Source organism: Flavobacterium sp. RSP49, assembly GCF_003968735.1.
Classification (GTDB): Bacteria; Bacteroidota; Bacteroidia; order Flavobacteriales; family Flavobacteriaceae; genus Flavobacterium.
On the sequence record NZ_RYDN01000003.1, the window covers coordinates 145,835 to 166,141 of the forward strand.

Genomic DNA, 20,307 nt, shown 5'->3' on the forward strand with positions numbered 1-20,307 from the left:
TAAACCATTTAAGTCATATAAGAAAATATAAGTTTTTGATATTGTGTATTTTTTGAGCTGTTTTTAATTTCATTTTAATTAACTTATATGCCTTATATGTTTCAAATTTTTAAACCACTTAAGAAATATAAGTTTAGATGGTTTTATTAATCGTGTGTGTTTAACGCCATTTCCTGTAATGTGCTTATTTTTGAATGCCTTCTGTTGTCATTATTACACGTTTTAGCGTTCCATCTTCATTATAATACAAACGGTCTATGCAAACGGATCTTCTGAAACTGCCACCATTGGGTTGAGTTGCGCCATTGTGATAAATGAAATAATCTTTTCCTTCGAACTCAATAATCGATTGATGGTTGGTATTCGAATTTCCGGCAATTTCATTTAGTATTCCTTTGTATTCCCAAGGTCCGTTGATGGATTTACTCATAGCATAAGCGATTTTTTCAGGAAACTGATACGCATACGATAGATAATACCAATCCTTTTTTTTGTGAATCCAAGGCGCTTCGGTGAAGTTTGGTAAAGAAATAGTTTGGATCGGACCATCAAGTTCTATCATGTTTGCTTTTAATTTGGCGTAATGACAAACAGTATTTCCCCAGAATAAATAGGCCTGACCGTCATCGTCTATCATAACGGTTGGATCAATATCGTCCCAACTAATACTGGTTTTGGTTGTCATGTCATTAGTAATAATGGCTTTTCCTAACGCATCTTTAAAAGGACCTGTTGGACTGTCAGAAACGGCCACTCCAATTGATTTTCCGGGAATAGTTCCGTGTTCAACCGTAACATACCAATAGAATTTTCCGTTGCGTTCAATGACTTGAGCAGCCCAAGCATCAGATTTTGCCCAAGCAAAATCGGTCACTTTTAGCGGTACCGGATGTTCTTGCCAGTTCACCATATCCGAGGAGGAGTACACCAGCCATTCTTTCATTTTGTAAAAATTAAAATCATTTGGTGCCTCGTCATGACCGGCATATAGGTATACTTTGTCTTTGTAAACCAAAGCGGCAGGGTCACCCGTGTACTTGTCTTTGACGATAGGGTTGTTGATTTGCAAGGTTTGACTCTGTTTTCCATCCTTGGCGGAAGCCGCAACAGTATCTGTTTGTATCGTTTTACAAGAGGAAATAAGTACCAGCAGCAATAAGGTTGTAATTGTATTTTTCATTTTGATTTTTTTCTGTAAAAGAATGAAAAGGGCGTTTTATTGGTAACCTATACCTTTTAGATTATTAAAAAGGCATCAGTTTACTATTTATTAATCAATTTTTTTACCCCAAACCGGAAGTCCAGCAGTGGTAAATCCTGAATAGGTGATGGTGACTTTTCGGGTGGCTCTTTCCCAATCCCAAGCGTCGCTTACTTTACATTTTATACCATTGACAGTTAGTGTTTTATTAGTGCTGTCATACGACCAGCTTCCTATAGCACCACCACTTACTTTTTTGTCGGCAGTTAAGTATATAGTTGTTGATTTTTGGATGACTTTGTATTGGTAATTCATTGTAATTTGTTCCCAAGTACCTATGAATGAAGCATCAGAAAGGGTTGTTACAGGTACTCCGGCATAGCGTTCAGGTGCTACTGCGGGCCAGCCGTCTTCGGTCCATTGAATAGCTCGAACGTGACCCATCATGACTGCATTAGAAGCATTAATTCCGGGTACACCTTCTGGTAAACGAGCTTGTGAGGCATAAAACCATTCTTTGGTTTCTGGATTTTGAAATATGGAACAATGTGCAAACCCAACCCATCCTGTATGATTGTTAAAGGAATAAGGATGTGTTAGCATTGGCCAAGCATCGGCTCCGTTGGTGACATCGGCTCCATTGATTCCCAGGTAAGGTCCCATAATATTTTTGGAACGGGCAACACGAGTATTGTAAGGTACATCAAGTCCGTCATACGCCAAAAATAAGTAGTAGTACCCCGTATTTTCGTTGTACATAATCTCTGGTCCTTCTGATCCTTGCCAGCGACTCGTTCTATTGCGAGTGGCGATGCGAGTTCCATAATCGCTCAATGTTTTTAATTGATCTGGTTTTCCGGTTGTGGGATTTAATTTTAAAGCGGCAATGCCAGAATGCCAAGAGCCGTAGATTAAATAGTGTTCTCCTTGTGGCGTAACGGTAAAAGTTGGGTCGATGGCATTGAATTTAAAATAAGCTTCCCAATCATTGCCGCCATTTCGCACATAACTTTTCACACCGTCTGGTTCAGAACAAACAACCATTCCTTTGTCTACCCATACATTGGTAGCTAAATCATCTGATTCTGCAAGACCAATGAAGGCTCTTTCCGACCATGAGGTATTGTAATCAGTTCCAATAATTGGTTCCGTAACTACGATGCTGTAATACAATCGGTATTTAGTTCCTACTTTTTTAATGTAAGGCGCCCAATACCCATAACTCGGATTTGCAATCGCGGGTAAAGCGGGAACCATTCGGGCTCTTTTGTTGTTCAATGAATCTTTTATCCAAGCTGGTGCTTGTGTCATTGCAGCACCCATGTATTCCCAAGTAATTAAATCTTTTGAGCGTCGGTATGGGAAATGTCCATGGCCATCTGCAGCACCACCATAGGAAGCATCGGTTTGATACATATAATAATATTCACCACACTTTTCAACAGAAGGATCATGCACGTTTGCCAAGTTCCATTGAGAGCGACTATTCCAGGAAGCAATGGCGGTGTAATTATCAGGGTATGTTGGTCCGGCAAAAGCATTCGGTGATGGCGTAAGAACAGGACTTGGGGTTGGCGTTGGTGTGGGAGCTGAAGCTGGATCTTCGCCAGAACAACCGCTAATTAAAACAGCTGTAAAAACAGGCATCAGATACAAAACCACTGTTGAAAGGAATTTTGAATTTTTCATTAATATATTTTTATTTGGTTTCTAAAACCACTACAGAAAATGCTGGGATTGTGATTTCAAGTTTGCCTTTTTTTGTTTCAAAGCCTTTGAAAATAGCAGGTTTGATTTTTGTAGGATTATCAAATGTGTTGTGGTCTTGTAAGTTTGGCGAAGCCAAAATAGTTCCGGTAACATTTTTAATTCCAAGTTCCTTTAGGTCGATTTCTATTTTGTGTTCTTTTTTAGCATCGATATTTACTAATGAAATATGAATTAGTCCGTTTTTATCTTTGGATATCGAAGCGGATAATGCAGGAAGTGATTCCCCATTATGTGAGTATAAGGGAGATTTTATAGAAATAGGTAATAATTTTGCATCTTGATGTACACTGTACATTTGCATTACGTGATAGGTTGGCGTTAAAAGCATTTTGGTTTTATCAGTAAGAATAACAGCTTGTAATACGTTTACACATTGTGCTAGATTTGCAACGCGAACTCTATCGGCATGGTTGTTGAAAATATCAAGGGTTGCACCCGCCAAAACGGCATCTCTCATGGTGTTTTGTTGGTATAAAAACCCTGGATTGGACCCTTTTTCTACATCATACCAACCACCCCATTCATCTACAACCAAAGCAATTTTTTTATTTGGATCGTATTTGTCCATAATGGCGGAATGTTTGGTAACCAGTTCCTCCATCTTTAAGGCTTGCTGCATCGTTTTGAAATATAGGTCTTCAGTAAAATCGACAGCATCTCCTTTTTTTGCCCAATCAATCACAGAATAATGATGTAACGCTACTCCACCAATCATATTTCCTGGAATGTTTTTCATTAAGGTTTCAGTCCAATTGTAATCTCCACTGTTTGCTCCTGAAGCTATGCGCATCAAGCCCCCCGTGTTCTCCCAATCTGACATAAAAGTGGCATATTTTCGATATTCTCCTGCATAATAATCAGCGGTCATATTTCCACCACAACCCCAAGCTTCGTTTCCAACTCCCCACATTTTTACATTCCAAGGCTCTTTTCTTCCATTTTTAATACGCAAATCGCTCATTGGACTTTTGCCTCCAAAATTTACATATTGTACCCAATCTGCCAATTCCTGCACCGTTCCACTCCCCATGTTTCCTGCTAAATAAGGTTCCGTTTCCAAGAGTTCGCATAAGTTTAAAAAATCGTGGGTTCCAAAACTATTGTCTTCGGTAACACCGCCCCACCATTGGTTTACAATGGTAGGTCTGTTTTCTTTTGGTCCAATGCCATCTTTCCAATGGTATGTATCAGCAAAACAACCACCCGGCCACCTCAAGTTTGGTATTTTTAAAGTTTTTAAAGCTGCAACTACGTCATTTCGGACGCCATTTGTATTGGGTATTTTTGAAGTGTCACCCACAAAAAAGCCGTTATAAATTGATCTGCCCAAATGCTCCGCAAAATGGCCATAAATATTTTTATTGATTATAGGTGCACTTTCATCATTTTTTAGTGTAAGTACTGTGGTTTCTTTTTGTGCAAAACTAGTTTGATTGCAAAAAGTAAAAATAAATAAGATTAATAAGGCTTTTTTCATGTTAAGTGTGTTTTAAAATTATTATAATTTAGGTCTGGTGAGTTGAACTGATAGGCTCAAACTTAAATGGATTTATATTTAATTTGCTGAATTAGGCAACAAATTAGGATTAACGTCGAGCTCACTTTGTGGAATAGGAAAATATTCTTTACCTGGAATCCATAAATTAAAATCTCCATCATGTTTTCTTAATTCTGCTAACTTCCCAGCATCATAAAACCAACCCCATCGTATAAGGTCATGAATTCTAATTCCTTCAACAGATAATTCAAGTGCACGTTCATGAGCTATTTGATCTCTCATTTGAACTTTTGTCATATTTGGTTTTACTGTACTTAGATTCGGCAGTTTAGCTCTGTCCCTTACCTGTTGAATAAAACTATATGCATTTGTTGTTTGTTCGATTTCGTTTAAAGCTTCTGCATACATTAAAAGCACATCAGAATATCTCATTAAACGGTAATTAATATCTGAAAGCTCAACACTTCCCTGGCTTTCGGTTGCTACCCCAAATCCATCATGTGTATATTTTCTGGGATAAATAGAATTTTCTGCATGAGGCCAAGGTACATTCGCGTAAACAGTAGTAGAATTTGCGGATGGTTCAAATGAAGCAATTGTAGATAGTAATCGAGGATCTAATTTTCCATTAACGGTAGACTCAACTTTAAACTCATTATAGATCCATTGTGTAGGTAAAAAATCGGAATATCCATAACCATCTTGAGCGTAAGTGTGACCTATTGATGACACTTGCATCCAAGCTGAATTTGGATCTCCTCCATAATTTTTTATGGTACCCCCCACCTGATCAGGTGTTGCAAATTGTACCTCAAAAAGAGATTCGGAATTGTTTTCGACAAATGGACTAAAATTATCTTTATAATTAGCTGCTAAACTGTAAATATTTAATTCGGGACCAAGAATTATTTTTTTAAACTCGTTTGCTGCCAAAGCCCATTGTTTATTATATAAATATGATTTTCCCAGAAAACCTGTAGCAGCTCCTTTAGTTGCTCTACCATTCTGTCCTTGATCAGGTCCAGTAACATTTGCATAGCTAATTGGTAACAAATTTTGTGCATTTTGAAAATCAGATATTATCTGGTTCCATAACTCTTCTTCTGTCGCAGTCGCGGGATAACGATCTTCTACAGTTATTGGTACGGTTAGGATTAATGGAACTTTTTGAAAGTTTGTTGCCAAATTAAAATAGGACAGTCCTCTCAAGAAATAAGCTTGACCCAAACATCTATTTTTAATATTTTCATCCATTGTTATGTTAGGAACATGTTTTAATACTTGATTCGCTCTAAACACACTTTGATAATATGCAGACCATACCCATTGAATGGGGCCAGAGGTAGCAGGAATTGTAAAATTAGCAACTTGACCCAAATCAGGCCAAGGACTATCCGCCTTAAAGTCATCCCCTCGTCCATCCGTAAGAGCGGGGGTCATTCTCATATAATAACCGTCGATTAATAGGCTATTATATATTGCATTTGCCCCTTCCATTGCGTGATCTTGATTTAACCAAAAATTTTCTGTAGTTTGACTATTTGGATTTAATAAATCAAGTTGGTTATCACAACTGACTAGAATACTTAAGGATAATACTGTTACTAATAATCTGTTTTTTTTCATAATAATAAGAAATAAAGGAGTTAAAATGATAATTGAGCACCCAACATAAAAGTGATTGGTCTAGGATAAGATCCAGCATCAAATCCAGGATTAAAAACACCTGAATTAAAATCGGGGTTAAACCCTTTATATTTTTGAAAAGTATATACATTTTGTAATGTAGTATATACTCGAGGGGATTGTATAATACCTTTAAATACTTTTTCTGGAATACTATATCCTACTGAGATTGTATTAAGCCTTAAGTGATCACCTTTTTGTAACCAACCTGGCCTGTTAGAATCTCTACCATTATTATTAGCATCATTTTTCATCAACCTTGGTATACTTGTATTAGTATTCGTTGGTGTCCATCTGTTCAAAATATCTTCATGAGAGTTTCCGTAGTCTGATGTACTCATTAATATTCTGTATAACCCACTATTAATATAATATCCTGCAGCTCCTGATGCAAATAGAGTAAAGTCAAAATTTTTAAATTTTGCTGTGAAATTAAGACCATAAGTTACACTAGGTGTGGCACTACCCAAAGAAGTTCGATCATCTGCATTAATTATTCCATCACCATTTAAATCTTTATATATAATATCTCCAGGTCCAGTTCCAGCACTTTGAAAAGCATGATCACTTACCTCAGTATCCGTTTGAAATATTCCTTCATACACATGACCAAAATGTTCCCCTATTTCTCCTCCAACCTGAGTTCTTGATCCTACTCCATAAATAGGTTCGTTATTTCCGCCTAAAGCTAAAACTCTGTTTTTAAGTGTACTTGCATTTACAGAAATATCGAATGTAAATTGTTTGCTGTTATCAGAGTGATATGTTGCCTCCACTTCAAACCCTGAATTCTGTAAACTTCCCGCATTGACTGTAGGAGCTGTATTTATAGATCCTGTAGATGCTGGTATAGGTACTCCTACTAAAACATCATTTGTTTTTCTCTTATAATAATCTAATGATAAATCGACAGAATTATTTAAAAAAGTTCCATCAATACCTATATCTGATGAAGTAGTTGTTTCCCATTTAATATCTTGTAGAACCAAACTGGTTTCCAATCCGCCCGTAACAATTGAACCTCCAAAATTGTATAATATATTTCGATTTATAATTGGTTGGTACAAATAGTCCCCAATATTTTCATTTCCCAACTGGCCATAACTGCCACGTAACTTAAGCTGACTAATGATATCTTTTGAAACTTTGAAAAATTTTTCGTTTGTAATTTTCCAACCGAAGGCTACCGATGGGAATGTTCCAAATCGGTTTTGGGGGGCAAATCTAGAAGATCCATCTCTTCTAACAGTACCGGTCAATAAATATTTATCATCAAAATTATAATTAACACGTCCAAAATAGGATGATAGCGCACTGTTTAGTTCAAACCCTCCAGAAGATTGATTTGTTCCATTTGAAAGTATTGGATAGTAAGGAATAGGTAAGTTTTCAGAATGTCCAGTCCTAATAACTGTACTATTTTCTTGGTAAGTTTGTCCTAGTAAAGCCTCCAAACTATGTTTTCCAAATGATTTTGTATAGTTTAGTGTGTTTTCTACCAAGCCAACTGTATAAATTCTTGTATTATCATCTAAACGAGAAATACCAGAACCAAAGAAATAACCCATTTCGAATTGCGGTACAAAGGAAAAATCTCTTGCAAAAGTCTTGTCATAACTTAAATTGAGTTTATAAGTTAATTCATGTCCATTTCTATTTATCAACTTCACCTCTGGATTAAGTATCGCAAATATTCTATCTACCTCAACAGTATTTGTAAAAAGATTATTTATTCCTGGCACATTCAAAGAAATAGTTTGATGTATTTGTGAGGATGTACCTGCATAACCACCTATATTATTTGAATCGTAAACTCCTAGTGTTGGTATTGCAAATACTAAATCATTAATTAAAGGAGGTCTTCCTCCAGTTAAAATATCACCCCTAAAGGTTAATGAATTTTCAAAAGAGTGGGAGTAAAACAGGGATGGTGAAATTTTAAAAATTCCTTTTTCTGCAACCAAATTTGTTCTTGTCGTATATCTTTCATAAGTAGGACCATTCCCTTCGAACAAACCTTCGTTATTATAATAATTCAAAGAGGTATTATAAGTAACATTCTCGCCTCCTCCTGAGAAATTAAGATTATGACTTTCTCTTTTTCCTGTTTTTAAACCTACAGCTTGCCAGTCGGTATCAATATTATGCACAAAAAGACTAGAGTTAGGATCATTTCCAGAGATTAATGGTAAGCCTGCATTACTCTCTTTTTCATTTACGATCATTTGATAATTCTCGCGATTTAATACCGGAATTTTTTTAGAAACTTGGTCAATTCCATAAAAAGCACTATAATTTATCTTAAGAGGCATGTTTTTTGAACCTTTTTTAGTTGTAATAATTACAACACCATTTGCTGCTCTCGATCCATAAATTGCACCCGCAGACGCATCCTTCAAAACTTGCATGGTCTTGATGTCTTCTGGATTAAAATCTCTTATAGAAGTGCCGACAGGAACACCATCTACAACATATAATGGTTGATTATTTCCGAAAGTTCCCACGCCTCTAATTCGTATATTAGCGTTCGCACCAGGTTCACCGCCACTTGTCACCATAACTCCTGCAACTCTACCTTGTAAAAGTTGTGAAACATCGCTGTTTGCGACTTTGTTAACTTCACTAACATCTAAAACAGAGATGGATCCAGTAATGTCACTCTTTTTCTGCGTTCCATATCCAACAACAACTACTTCATCGAGTTTATTCAAATCGTCATTTAATACCACATTAACTTGAGATTTGTTCCCTACAGTAACTTCTTGATTTGCAAATCCGATGTAACTGAAGACAAGGATATCATTTGATGTCGCTTGTATTAAATATTCGCCATCAAAGTCAGTGACAACAACTGTATTAGTACCTTTTATTAAAACATTTACACCCGGTAAAGGCATTGCGTCTTTTAATGATGTAACGATTCCTTTTATAGTCTTATCTTGCTGTGCAGAAAGCGTATAAGAAGAAAGTAACATAACCACTATTACTAGTAGGCATTCTTTTCCTGGAAATAAAAAATTACTGTAAAGAAATAATCGTTGGTTTGTTTTCATTCTGTTTTGTTTTGGTTAATTTATAAGTGTCTATTTTACATTTGTAAATTTAATCAAAAAAAAATGACAAAAACAAATTATTATAGTAAAAAAATAGATATAAAAAATACATCCCGTAATTTAAGTGTTAAAATAACATTTATATATTGTGGTTTTGTAAAAAAAGATATCTTTTTTGACATTTAATTTATTTAAAAAATACCTTTTCAGTCAAAAAACAAGCATTTCTACAAAAAACAACTTTTTTATTTTTTTCTAAAAAATATTAAAAATAGTGTCATTTTAAACCCTCAATCAAAGAGATATTAAAAAAAGTCTACTTTATATCGTGCAAATAAGACAAGATTCATCCCAATAAAGTACTAGTAATTACCTCAACCGAATGAAGTTAGAACAAATTACTACTACTTACTTTATTTGTTCTAAAAATAAAAGAGTTGTATTTTTAAGCATTATGTTTAAAGACTTTAATATAAATTAGCTAAGTAATAACACTTTTTTTTAAAAAGTTTTGACAATGTATCTTACGGAAATTTATCTTACAAAATTTTGCTTTTTGAAATATTAAGTGTAAAACAGACATTAAATAAATTATGAAACATACAAGGAAGTTTATATATTTACCCTAAAAAGATATTATGTTAAATAGTTATAGTTCTGCTGATAAAGTTTTACTAGCAGTAGATTGTATCATTTTTGGATTTGATAGCGAAGGATTAAAAATACTTTTAATTAAAAGAGATTTTGAACCTGAAAAAGGCAAGTGGTCATTAATAGGTGGATTTCTTAAAAAAGAGGAGGTGCTTGATAGTGCAGCGATTAGAATATTAGATTCCTACACCGGTCTTCAAGAAATTTATATGGAACAGTTGCACGCCTATAGTGAAATTGATCGTGATCCTGTAGAAAGAACTATTTCAGTTGCCTATTTCGCCTTAATTAATATTGAAAACCATAATTCAGAATTGATTCAAAACTACTATGCGCAATGGTTTAGCGTTGCGAATGTGCCAAAATTAATTTTTGACCACGATACAATGTTAAAACATGCTATAAGAAGATTGCGTTATAGAACGTCTATCAAGCCTGTTGGATTTGAACTTTTACCTGAAAAATTCACCATGCGCCAACTGTTAGAATTGTATGAAGCGATTCTCAGTAAAGAATTGGATAAAAGAAATTTCATAAGCAAAATTAACTCATTGGATATCTTGATAAAACTCGAAGAGAAAGATATGATGTCGTCCAGAAAAGGCTCTTATCTTTATACTTTCGACAAAGAGAAATACGATGCTAAACTCTTGAATGATTTTGTTTTAAACTTATAGACTATTACAGCTATAAACAAAAAAAGGAAGTCTCTCAATTAAGACTTCCTTTTTTTATAAATAAAAAAAATATCCTTCAATTCTTTATTTGACTACAATTTCAATGAATTTCAGAATGGTTTTATATATGCGAACTACTCCTAAAATGACAAAGTTTATCTAATTTGAAATTTAAATTCCTAACTGTTTCCTTTATTATAATCGGCTAAGAAAGTAGCTAAGCCACTATCTGTAAGTGGATGTTTTAACAAACCTTCAATAGCGCTTAATGGTCCGGTAATTACATGGGCACCAATTTTGGCACAATTTAAAATGTGCATTACATGACGAACGGATGCTGCCAGAATTTGAGTTTCATATCCATAATTATCATAAATCAACTTAATTTCGGCTATTAAAGCCATTCCATCTGTAGAAATGTCATCTAATCTTCCGATGAAAGGTGATACATAAGTAGCGCCGGCTTTGGCAGCAAGTAAGGCTTGTCCTGCTGAAAACACCAACGTACAATTGGTCCTGATTCCTTTATTCGAAAAGTATTTTATTGCTTTTATACCGTCTTTAATCATTGGAATTTTCACCACGATTTGAGGATGCAAAGCCGCTAGTTTCTCCCCTTCGGCAACCATTCCTGCAAAGTCTGTCGAAATTACTTCGGCACTTACATCTCCGTCAACCAGTTCACATATTTTTACATAATGAGCGATAATATTATCTGTACCGGTGATTCCTTCTTTTGCCATTAGCGATGGATTTGTGGTTACACCGTCTAGAATTCCTAAATCATTGGCTTCTTTTATGTCTTTTAAATTTGCAGTGTCTATAAAAAATTTCATGTCTTTATTTATTTAAATGTTTATTTGTTTTCTTCAATATAATTTAGGATTGCTCTGCAAACGCTTTCGGTGGTAAATCCAAATTTTTCATCCAAAACACTGGCCGGTGCAGAATATCCAAAATGCTCCAATCCAATTATTTTCCCGCTGTCGCCAATTAAACCTTCTAAGTTCACTGGGAGTCCTGCGGTGAGTCCGAACACTAATTTTCCTTTTGGAATAATGCTTTCCTGATACGATTTGGATTGTTGTTTGAATAACCCTTCGGATATAATTGAGGCAACGTTTATGGTTAGATTTTTTTCTTTTTCTAAAAGCATTGCCGCTTCCAAAAGTGTGGCTACTTCTGATCCATTTGCGATTAAAGTGATGTCAGGATTTGGCGCAGATTTTACTAAATAACCTCCTTTTTTGGATTTAGTTGCTTCTTCGTATCTTGATGTTCCCGTTGCAGGAATGTCTTTGATGTTTTGTCTCGAAAGAATCAATGCCGTTGGGGTAGTGGTATTTTTCAAAGCCATATCCCAAGCAACTGATGTTTCCATAGCATCAGCAGGGCGAAGTGCTAATAAACTTTGATGACCCGAATGATTTTTTATTTTTTCCAACAAACGCATTTGTGCTTCCTGCTCAATGGGTTGGTGTGTAGGTCCGTCTTCGCCCACTCTAAAAGAATCGTGTGTCAAAACATATTTTACCGGTAATTCTTGAATTGCAGCTAATCGAATTGCCGGTTTCATATAATCTGAAAACACGAAAAAAGTAGCCACTACTGGGATAACACCTCCGTGAAGGGCAATTCCGTTAGCGATTGCAGTCATGGTCAATTCTGCCACACCCGCTTGTAAAAAGGCACCGCTGAAATCATTTTTTTGTAAAACAGAAGATTTTTTAAGAAAGCCATCCGTTTTATCACTGTTGGATAAATCAGCCGAAGAGACAATCATGTTTTCTACGTGTTCTGCCAAGTAAGCTAATACTGCTGATGAGGCATCCCTTGTCGCGGCATTTGCTTTTTGGACAACAGCACTCAAATCCAGTTCAGGAAGTTTTCCGGATAGAAACGAATCCATTTTTTGAGCCAATTCTGGATTTTCTTTTTTCCAAGTTGCTACACGTTGCTTTTTGTACGCAGCATCTTCAGATTTTTTGGCTTTTATTTGAGCATAATGTGTTGCTACATCATCATAAATGGCAAAAGGATCTTCAGGATTAGCCCCAAGGTTCAGTAAGGTTTTTATATAATCAGCCTTAGTGTCACCAATAGGTTTTCCATGCAATTCACATTCGCCTTCATAAATATCGCCAGTGGCGGTAACACACCCTTTTCCCATAATGGTTTTCCCAATTATTAAGGTTGGTTTTTCTGACTCTTCATTGGCATCGTTCAGTGCTTTTCTAATTTGCTCGTGGTCATGTCCGTCAATAGTGATGACTTTCCAACCCCAAGCTTCGTATTTCATAGCCGTATTCTCTGAAGTGACTTCCTCTGTCATGGACGAAAGCTGTACATCATTTGAATCATAAAACAGGATGAAATTGTTCAAGCCTAAATGTCCAGCTATTCTACCCGCTCCCTGTGAAATTTCTTCCTGAACGCCTCCATCAGTTATATAACCATATATTTTGTGATTAAAAATTCCTCTGAATCTCGCATCTAAAAATTTGGCTGCTATAGCTGCGCCCACTCCCATTGTATGTCCTTGTCCCAATGGTCCGGAAGTGTTTTCTATTCCTCTGAGTACGTCTACTTCCGGGTGGCCTGGGGTTACAGAGCCCCATTGCCTGAAGTTTTTCAGATCTTCTTTTTTGTAATTTCCTAACAAATAGTATTGGGAATACAGCAATGCGGAAAGGTGACCTGCATCCATAAAGAAACGGTCCCTAAATGGCCAATTCATTTCAGTAGGATCAAATTTTAAGAACTCACTGTATAAAATGTGCAAGAAATCAGCACCTCCCATAGCGCCTCCAGGATGGCCTGAATTCGCTTTTTCTACCATCGAAATAGCCAGTGCTCTACTATTGTCAGCCGCTAAAGTATCAATTTTTGTATTCATGTTTAAATTATAAAAATTAAATGTGTTTTGAATATTATAAGTAATAACCATTGTTTAATGTCGTGTTTTAAAATCAGGATAAAATTATGTAACAATCTGATTTAAAGTTGTTTTACTTAAAGTTAATTCTTTTGACTTTAAGACTTTTAAACTTTCGACTTACTTAATATAATTCGTTTTATTACTTGTGTCCAAAGTTTCATAAGTTGTAGCAAGTTTTACTTTTCCTCTATTATAATTAGACGCAAAAAATTTATTCTGACTAACCGACAAAATCAGTGTCGGATAAAAAATATTTATATTTATAGCAAAAATTAATTAGTAACAGCTTCTTTTTTAGTGACTATATATGAAAAAAATAATAAGTGTAAAAAATACATTTACAAATGTAGGCAAATTTTTTTAACAATGACAAATAAATTTTTTCTTGTAATTTTAAAATAAGAATTGCCTTTTATTTGTCAATAAAAAATGATATTCTTAACCCGTTGGGTGCAATTAATTTTTGATGATAATTTTCGTCAGTTCGAGTGATCCCGCTTTTGGGCGGGATTATATCGAGAACTAGAAAATTAGTATTAAAAACGGTTCTCGATACATTTTTTGTTCCGTTTTACTACACAAAAAACACTCGAACTGACGTTTTGAATAATTGCACCCAACGGGTATTCTTATTTTTTAAAATTGATTAAGCAATATAAAAATTGGGTTTTCTATAAAGAATTCCGAATGATTAACGTGCATTTGTTTTCTATTTGTTCTTTTGTACCTTTTAAAATCATCTGTGCCAAAATTTTTCCCATAGCTTCAAAATTCGTTGATATAGTTGTGATTCCGTTTTCAACTACTTTTTTAAGCGGTGTTTCGTTGTATGAAATAATGCCAAAATCGCTACCTAGATTTAAGTTTTGAAGCTTTGATTTTTCAATTACACGTACTAAATCCCTGTCACTTGGAATGATGTAAACTTCTCCTTTGTTAATTTTTCGATTTTTAAACTCGGTAATGATTTCATAATCGAAAGCAAAGTCTTTGCAAAAATTCTCAAAACCAATTCTCATTCCCAAAGGTTCACGAAATCCCGGGAAAATCATAATTAATTTTTCATATTTATCTAGTCTGGATTTCCCGTCCTGCAATCGGTCATATATGTCTTTTACAAAGTTTTGATACACTGCCGGGAAGTCTTTTAAATCAAGATTGGTTTGGTCTAAGATATACACATCATTAACTGGTAGGGTTTTTATGACTGATGCCGCCTCGACTAAATTGGTAGGCATGATAATGTATTTTGTATAGTTTCCATTACTGTCATTTATTAGTTTTTGGAAGACTCGAATGTTAAAATGATGAAAGAAAATGTCTACCTGAACATTTGTACCAACGTTTTCCAGAAACGAATTATACAGGTCTTCTTTGAAAATATTCAATTCGTCAAAAAGTAAAAAAATCCTTTGTTTTATAGTGACTTCGACACTTTTTATATAATAGCCTTTGCCCGGAATGGCATAAATAATTCCTCTTTTTTTCAATTCTTCATAGGCTTGCAAAACCGTATCACGGGACAAGGAGAATTCCAGACAGACTTTGTTTACAGAGGGAAGTTTATCGCCTTTTCGTAGTTTTTCGTGTTCTATTGCCTTCTCTAAGGAGAAAATGATTTGTTTGTATTTAGGAACTCCAAGGTTGTTCTGAATCGAAATTATTTTCATGCAGCAGTCAATTTTTTGGCAATATACAAAAACTGGTAGGTACTGGTATGTTAATAATAGCAATTATTTTACTTTTGGTTTTTAAGATTTCAAAATTAAATCATTAAAATTAAACACATATCACATTTTATGTCTGTTATATTAAATAGATTGTTTGATTTATACCAAATAGATAGTGTATTTGTTTTTTATAATTAGCGAATGAAAATGGAATTAAAGATTATTGGGTATGTAGCTTTCATTGTTGTATTGTGCAGCAGTAAAAATTTGTGATAGGCTATGAATTGATAGGTAAGTTACACATCGATGTAATATCTAAAAAGATTAATATTTTACGTTAACAATATAATATACAGTTTGAAAATTTACTTTAAAGTGAACAGAAACAACAATAATTCTGAATAAATTAATTTCGAGCTCAATTTCATTTTTTTTCTTTTCTTAAGAAAGCTACTAACTTTCTCTTTCTTTTTAAAAGGATAATTAAACAAAAAAATTATTAACCAACCAATTTTTAAAACCATGAATTTATGAAAACCATTAAGAACGTAACTCAGTTGTTAAGGATTAAATCATTCTTAACTTCTAAACTCACTTTGTCAATTATCATTATGATATCGTGTATTAGTTTGCAAGCTCAAAATACGATAAGGGGATCTGTTGTTGATCAAAAAACATCCCAGACTGTTATTGGTGCTTCGGTAGTTGTCAAAGGTTCTACTAATGGCACGATGACTGATCTTGATGGAAATTATGTGTTGAATGTAAGTGATCGAAATGTAACATTAGTGTTCTCCTACATTGGATATGTTAAAGTAGAAGAAGCTGTTAATGGCAGAGAAATCGTTAATGTAGTGCTTAGTGAAGAAAATAACACTCTAGACGAAGTTGTTATAATTGGATATGGTACCATTAAAAAAAGTGATATGACCGGAGCTGTAGGAGGCTTAAAGGCATCGCAATTAGATTCTCAAAGTAATACGAATTTAGGTAGTGCAATACAAGGGAAAATTGCTGGTGTAACAGTAGAATCGGCTGGTGGAGCTCCGGGTTCTGGAACCAGAATCCAGATTAGAGGTGCTGGGTCATTAAACAATAATAATCCGTTAATTTTAGTTGACGATATTGCAGTAGCATCAATGAATAACTTGAATCCCAATGATATTGAATCTATTCAAGTATTAAAAGATGCATCGGCAGCGGCTATTTATGGGTCTAGAGCTGCAAATGGTGTGATTTTAATAACGACAAAAAGCGGTAAAAAAGGAGATTTGAAAGTGTCTTTTGATTCTTCTTTTGGGTATGCAAGTGTAGCTAAAAAGTTAGATTTGTTAAATCAGGAGGAATGGGCAAAAGTGAGCACAGCAGCCTATACAGCAGCAGGAAAACAACCGTTAGATATTGCTTTAAATCCAGAAGTTTCTGGCGCAGGCATAAACTGGCAAAATGAAATATTCAGAACGGCTCCAACTAAAAATTACTCATTAGGACTTTCAGGAGGTTCTGATAATGTTAAATATAATATGTCATTAAGTTATTTTAATCAAGAAGGTGTTGTTAAGGAAACTAACTATGACCGTATTAATTTAAGAGTTAAATCGGATTATAAGAAAGGGATCTTCAAAATTGGTGAAACGATAATGTTGACCAAAGAAAAAAGAAAAGATTTACCAGGCGTTCCAGGACAAGGGAGAAATGTTGTAGGATCTGCGATATCTATGATTCCTGGTTTTGCTATTTATGACGAAAACGCTATTGGAGGTTATGGAGGAGCTTCTGGTTCAGTTACGGATATATTTAATCCAGTTGCGGCTTTGAATCTTTTTGATGTAAAAAATGATTATTACCAAGCATTAATAAACACTTATGCTGAAGCAAGTTTTTTTGATGGCTTTAAATATAAGTTAAACGTAGGTGCTACAATTTCGGAACATAAAGCTTATAATTATACGCCTCGTTATGAAGTGGGTGGTTTCTTCAAGAATTTAAGGAATACTTTGGCTGAAGGAAGTGATTTGAATCAGTATTACCAAATAGAAAACACATTGAATTATTCAAAAACTTTTGGAAAACATTCTGTTAATCTATTAGTGGGACACACCGTTTACGAAAACAAATTTCGTTCAATTTCAGGTTCAGTTTCAGGATTGCCTGATGGAATCTATGTGTTAGCAGGAGCAGAAGATCCCTCGATTGTAGGTTTGGCGAGTGAAAATAAATTAATGTCTTTCCTTGGTCGTGCTATTTATTCGTATGACAATAAATATATTTTCACTGCAACTTTTAGACGTGATGGTTCCTCTCGTTTTAGTCCAGAAAATAAGTGGGGAAATTTTCCATCTGTATCTGCAGCATGGGGAATTGGGAAAGAAGATTTTTTTAGCAAGCTAAATTTACCGGTATCTGAGTTAAAATTACGTGCTAGTTATGGGGTATTAGGAAATCAAGAAATTGGGGATTACCAGTATCTTGGGTTAATTTCTCCGGGAATAAGTTACGCAATGGGTGATCCAAATTCACTATGGATTGGTAATATTCAACAAGAATATCCTGCAATTGGTTTAAAATGGGAGTCAACAGCAACAGCTAACGTTGGTATTGATTTGTCTATGTGGAATGGTCAAATAGACTTTACTGCTGATTATTTTCAAAAAAACACGACAGATTTACTTTTACGCGTACCAATTCCATTGTCTGTTGGCTCTAGTAATGACCCTTATACTAATGCGGGTAAAGTTTCAAACAAAGGTTTTGAATTAGGGTTAACCTATAATAAAAAAGTAGGAGAAGTTAATTTTTCCGTTATTTCGAATATTTCTAGTGTAAAAAACCGTGTAGAAGATTTAAGTACAGGAAGCCAAATTCTTGCAGGTTCTAGTGGATCATTTCACGGAGCAGCAGTAACATATAGTAAAGTAGGGTATCCTATTTATTCTTTTTTCCTTGTTAAGACGGATGGTTTATTCAGATCTCAAGAAGAAATTGATGCCTATAATTTAAATGGAAATCCAATCCAACCAAGAGCACAAGTAGGAGACGTAAAATATGTTGACCTTAATGGTGATGGGCAAATTGATGGATCTGATAGACAATTTAGAGGCAGTGCTTTTCCTGATTTTGAATATGGTTTACGTCTTCAAGCGGACTGGAAAGGTATTGATGTAACTATAGCAGCTCAAGGAACTCAAGAGAATATGATATACAATGGTAATAATACGGATTTAGCAACTGTTAGGTCTAATATTAATTATTCTAGTGCAACATTAAATTCGTATACTTTCAATCCGAATTCAAATTTTCCAAGATTGGATATTGATGATTTAAATGATAATGGTGCGGATTACTCGGATCGTTTTCTTGAAAATGGATCTTACTTTAGAATTAAAACTGTCCAGATTGGATATACAATCCCAAATAGCTTAACTCAAAAATTAGCTATTGATCGCTGCCGCTTTTATGTTGCCGGAGACAACTTACACACTTTCACTAAGTACACAGGATATAATCCAGATGTTTCAAGTGATGGGCTTGGAGGTAGAGGGATTGATTATAAATCATATCCATTAAGTAAGACTATTACATTTGGAATTCAACTTAACTTTTAATTCAACAAAAATGAAAAAGAAATTAATCATAGTGTTTTTTATGGGTGGACTTGTAACGCTAAGTTCTTGTTCGGACAACCTTGAATTTGGTAACCCAAATAAATTAACAACAGAATCTTTCTGGCAAACTCCAGCCGATCTGGAGTCAGGATTAGCTACGGTATATAATACTTTAGTAGATAATAATAATGCAGGGTATTGGGAAATCCAAGCCATGCAATTAAAGGAAAATAGAACAGAAAACTTTATTGCTAGAAATGACGTTCCTGGACGTTTTGCAGTTGCTACTTATAAAAATAGTCCCAGCACAGCAGAAACTACAGGGATGTTTAAAGCTATGTATATAGGGATATTTCGTGCCAATCAGGTTATAAATTATGCTCCACAAATCAAAAATATCGATGAGACTAAAAGAGCGCAATTAGTAGCCGAAGCTAGTTTTTTAAGAGGACTAAATTATTTCAATTTAGTAATTGAATTTGGAAGTGTGCCAATATTTACTGATTTAGTAAAAGCCCCATCTGATTATTTCAAGGAAAAATCAACGGAAGAACAAGTTTGGAGCCAAGTAATTGCTGATTTTAAATTAGCAGCGACTAGTCCGTTACCAGAAATATATCCTGTGGCTTTAAAAGGAAGAGTAACTAAAAATACTGCTATTGCTTATCTTGGAAAAGCCTATTTATATAGAAAGGAGTGGGCAAAAGCTGAAGAGCAATTTGCTAAATTAGTAAATAATGAAGGGACGAATGGATATGGTCTTTTGGATGATTATGCTCAACTATTTGATGGCAAGCATGAAAATAGTAAAGAATCTGTATTTGAAATTCAGTTCAGTAAAGTAGGTGGAGCCACTATTTGGGGGGGAGAACCTTCGCAAAGAACAAGAGCTACAACAATGGCTCAAGAATGTGCTCCTGGTGAAGTAGGTGGATGGTTTGAGTTATTGCCTTCAAAAACATTATTAAATGCAATGACCAAAGAAAAAACGGTAGATGGAGATTTTGACCCAAGAGCAACAGCTACTTTGGCTTGGAACTATCCAGGAAGTGTATATTATAATGCTGATTTTGCAACAAAATTTGGAGCAAATGCCATTTGGATTAGAAAAAATCAAAACTGGTGGAATAACAATGAAGGAGACTGGAGATCAGAATTGAATGAGTATGCAATGCGTTATGCCGATGTACTTTTAATGCTGGCTGAAGCACAAACTATGCAAGGAAAAGTGGCTAGTGCTGCCTCTTTAGTTAAAAGAATTAGAGACCGAGCGAAGCTTACTAGTATTGTGATGACAGGATGGACTCAAACTCAAATGATGGACGAAATTATGCATCAAAGAAATGTTGAATTTGCTCGTGAAGGACTTCATTGGTACGATCTGCGACGATGGGGGACATTAGAAAAAGTGATTAGAGAGAGTTTAAGAGAAGGCTACAATAATTATTCGGCCAAATATAATTACTTTCCTATTCCAGAAAGTGAATTAAACAATAATCCTAAGATGACTCAAAATACCAATTGGTAATCTAGTGTAAAAATTAGTTTTCGGGTGTTA

The 20,307-nt window shown here is 34.8% G+C and carries 11 protein-coding genes; 3 read left to right on the forward strand and 8 right to left on the reverse strand.

Going from position 1 to position 20,307, the window contains the following annotated elements:
* Positions 1-184: 184 nt before the first annotated feature.
* The 5 genes from EKM02_RS03165 to EKM02_RS03185 all read right to left on the reverse strand — a co-directional run bounded on the left by EKM02_RS03165 (position 185) and on the right by EKM02_RS03185 (position 9,208).
* A complete protein-coding gene (locus EKM02_RS03165) occupies positions 185-1,180 on the reverse strand; it encodes a glycoside hydrolase family 43 protein (protein WP_126452018.1) in 996 nt (331 codons plus the stop codon).
* Positions 1,181-1,270: 90 nt separating this feature from the next.
* Entirely contained in the window at positions 1,271-2,890 is a 1,620-nt protein-coding gene (locus EKM02_RS03170; RefSeq protein WP_126452019.1) for an arabinan endo-1,5-alpha-L-arabinosidase, read from the reverse strand.
* 10 nt (positions 2,891-2,900) lie between these two features.
* Positions 2,901-4,448 (reverse strand): alpha-N-arabinofuranosidase, encoded by a 1,548-nt coding sequence (locus EKM02_RS03175; RefSeq protein ID WP_126452020.1) that lies wholly within the window; start codon positions 4,446-4,448, stop codon positions 2,901-2,903.
* A 78-nt stretch (positions 4,449-4,526) separates the two neighbouring features.
* Positions 4,527-6,095, reverse strand: coding sequence for a RagB/SusD family nutrient uptake outer membrane protein (locus EKM02_RS03180; protein WP_126452021.1), 1,569 nt, complete (start codon positions 6,093-6,095; stop codon positions 4,527-4,529).
* A 20-nt stretch (positions 6,096-6,115) separates the two neighbouring features.
* The gene (locus EKM02_RS03185) at positions 6,116-9,208 is read right to left on the reverse strand and encodes a SusC/RagA family TonB-linked outer membrane protein (RefSeq protein ID WP_199878456.1); all 3,093 of its coding nucleotides are present in this window, start codon (positions 9,206-9,208) and stop codon (positions 6,116-6,118) included.
* A 638-nt stretch (positions 9,209-9,846) separates the two neighbouring features.
* On the opposite strand from EKM02_RS03185, the gene EKM02_RS03190 reads away from it, so the two are divergent.
* A complete protein-coding gene (locus EKM02_RS03190; protein ID WP_126452022.1) occupies positions 9,847-10,536 on the forward strand; it encodes an NUDIX hydrolase in 690 nt (229 codons plus the stop codon).
* Positions 10,537-10,715: 179 nt separating this feature from the next.
* On the opposite strand, the gene fsa is transcribed toward EKM02_RS03190, so the two are convergent.
* The 3 genes from fsa to EKM02_RS03205 all read right to left on the reverse strand — a co-directional run bounded on the left by fsa (position 10,716) and on the right by EKM02_RS03205 (position 15,144).
* The gene (fsa, locus tag EKM02_RS03195; protein WP_126452023.1) at positions 10,716-11,372 is read right to left on the reverse strand and encodes a fructose-6-phosphate aldolase; all 657 of its coding nucleotides are present in this window, start codon (positions 11,370-11,372) and stop codon (positions 10,716-10,718) included.
* 20 nt (positions 11,373-11,392) lie between these two features.
* A complete protein-coding gene (locus EKM02_RS03200; RefSeq protein ID WP_126452024.1) occupies positions 11,393-13,432 on the reverse strand; it encodes a transketolase family protein in 2,040 nt (679 codons plus the stop codon).
* Positions 13,433-14,145: 713 nt separating this feature from the next.
* Positions 14,146-15,144, reverse strand: coding sequence for a GntR family transcriptional regulator (locus tag EKM02_RS03205; protein WP_126452025.1), 999 nt, complete (start codon positions 15,142-15,144; stop codon positions 14,146-14,148).
* Positions 15,145-15,674: 530 nt separating this feature from the next.
* On the opposite strand from EKM02_RS03205, the gene EKM02_RS03210 reads away from it, so the two are divergent.
* A complete protein-coding gene (locus EKM02_RS03210) occupies positions 15,675-18,749 on the forward strand; it encodes a SusC/RagA family TonB-linked outer membrane protein (protein ID WP_126452026.1) in 3,075 nt (1,024 codons plus the stop codon).
* Between the two features lie 10 nt (positions 18,750-18,759).
* Positions 18,760-20,277, forward strand: coding sequence for a RagB/SusD family nutrient uptake outer membrane protein (locus EKM02_RS03215; protein WP_126452027.1), 1,518 nt, complete (start codon positions 18,760-18,762; stop codon positions 20,275-20,277).
* The last annotated feature ends 30 nt before the right edge of the window (positions 20,278-20,307 follow it).

Excerpts from the sequence above, each read along its gene's own strand:
- EKM02_RS03165 (WP_126452018.1), bottom strand. The coding sequence starts at position 1,180 with ATGAAAAATACAATTACAACCTTATTGCTGCTGGTACTTATTTCCTCT.
- EKM02_RS03170 (WP_126452019.1), bottom strand. The coding sequence starts at position 2,890 with ATGAAAAATTCAAAATTCCTTTCAACAGTGGTTTTGTATCTGATGCCT.
- EKM02_RS03175 (WP_126452020.1), bottom strand. The coding sequence starts at position 4,448 with ATGAAAAAAGCCTTATTAATCTTATTTATTTTTACTTTTTGCAATCAA.
- EKM02_RS03180 (WP_126452021.1), bottom strand. The coding sequence starts at position 6,095 with ATGAAAAAAAACAGATTATTAGTAACAGTATTATCCTTAAGTATTCTA.
- EKM02_RS03185 (WP_199878456.1), bottom strand. The coding sequence starts at position 9,208 with ATGAAAACAAACCAACGATTATTTCTTTACAGTAATTTTTTATTTCCA.
- EKM02_RS03190 (WP_126452022.1), top strand. The coding sequence starts at position 9,847 with ATGTTAAATAGTTATAGTTCTGCTGATAAAGTTTTACTAGCAGTAGAT.
- fsa (WP_126452023.1), bottom strand. The coding sequence starts at position 11,372 with ATGAAATTTTTTATAGACACTGCAAATTTAAAAGACATAAAAGAAGCC.
- EKM02_RS03200 (WP_126452024.1), bottom strand. The coding sequence starts at position 13,432 with ATGAATACAAAAATTGATACTTTAGCGGCTGACAATAGTAGAGCACTG.
- EKM02_RS03205 (WP_126452025.1), bottom strand. The coding sequence starts at position 15,144 with ATGAAAATAATTTCGATTCAGAACAACCTTGGAGTTCCTAAATACAAA.
- EKM02_RS03210 (WP_126452026.1), top strand. The coding sequence starts at position 15,675 with ATGAAAACCATTAAGAACGTAACTCAGTTGTTAAGGATTAAATCATTC.
- EKM02_RS03215 (WP_126452027.1), top strand. The coding sequence starts at position 18,760 with ATGAAAAAGAAATTAATCATAGTGTTTTTTATGGGTGGACTTGTAACG.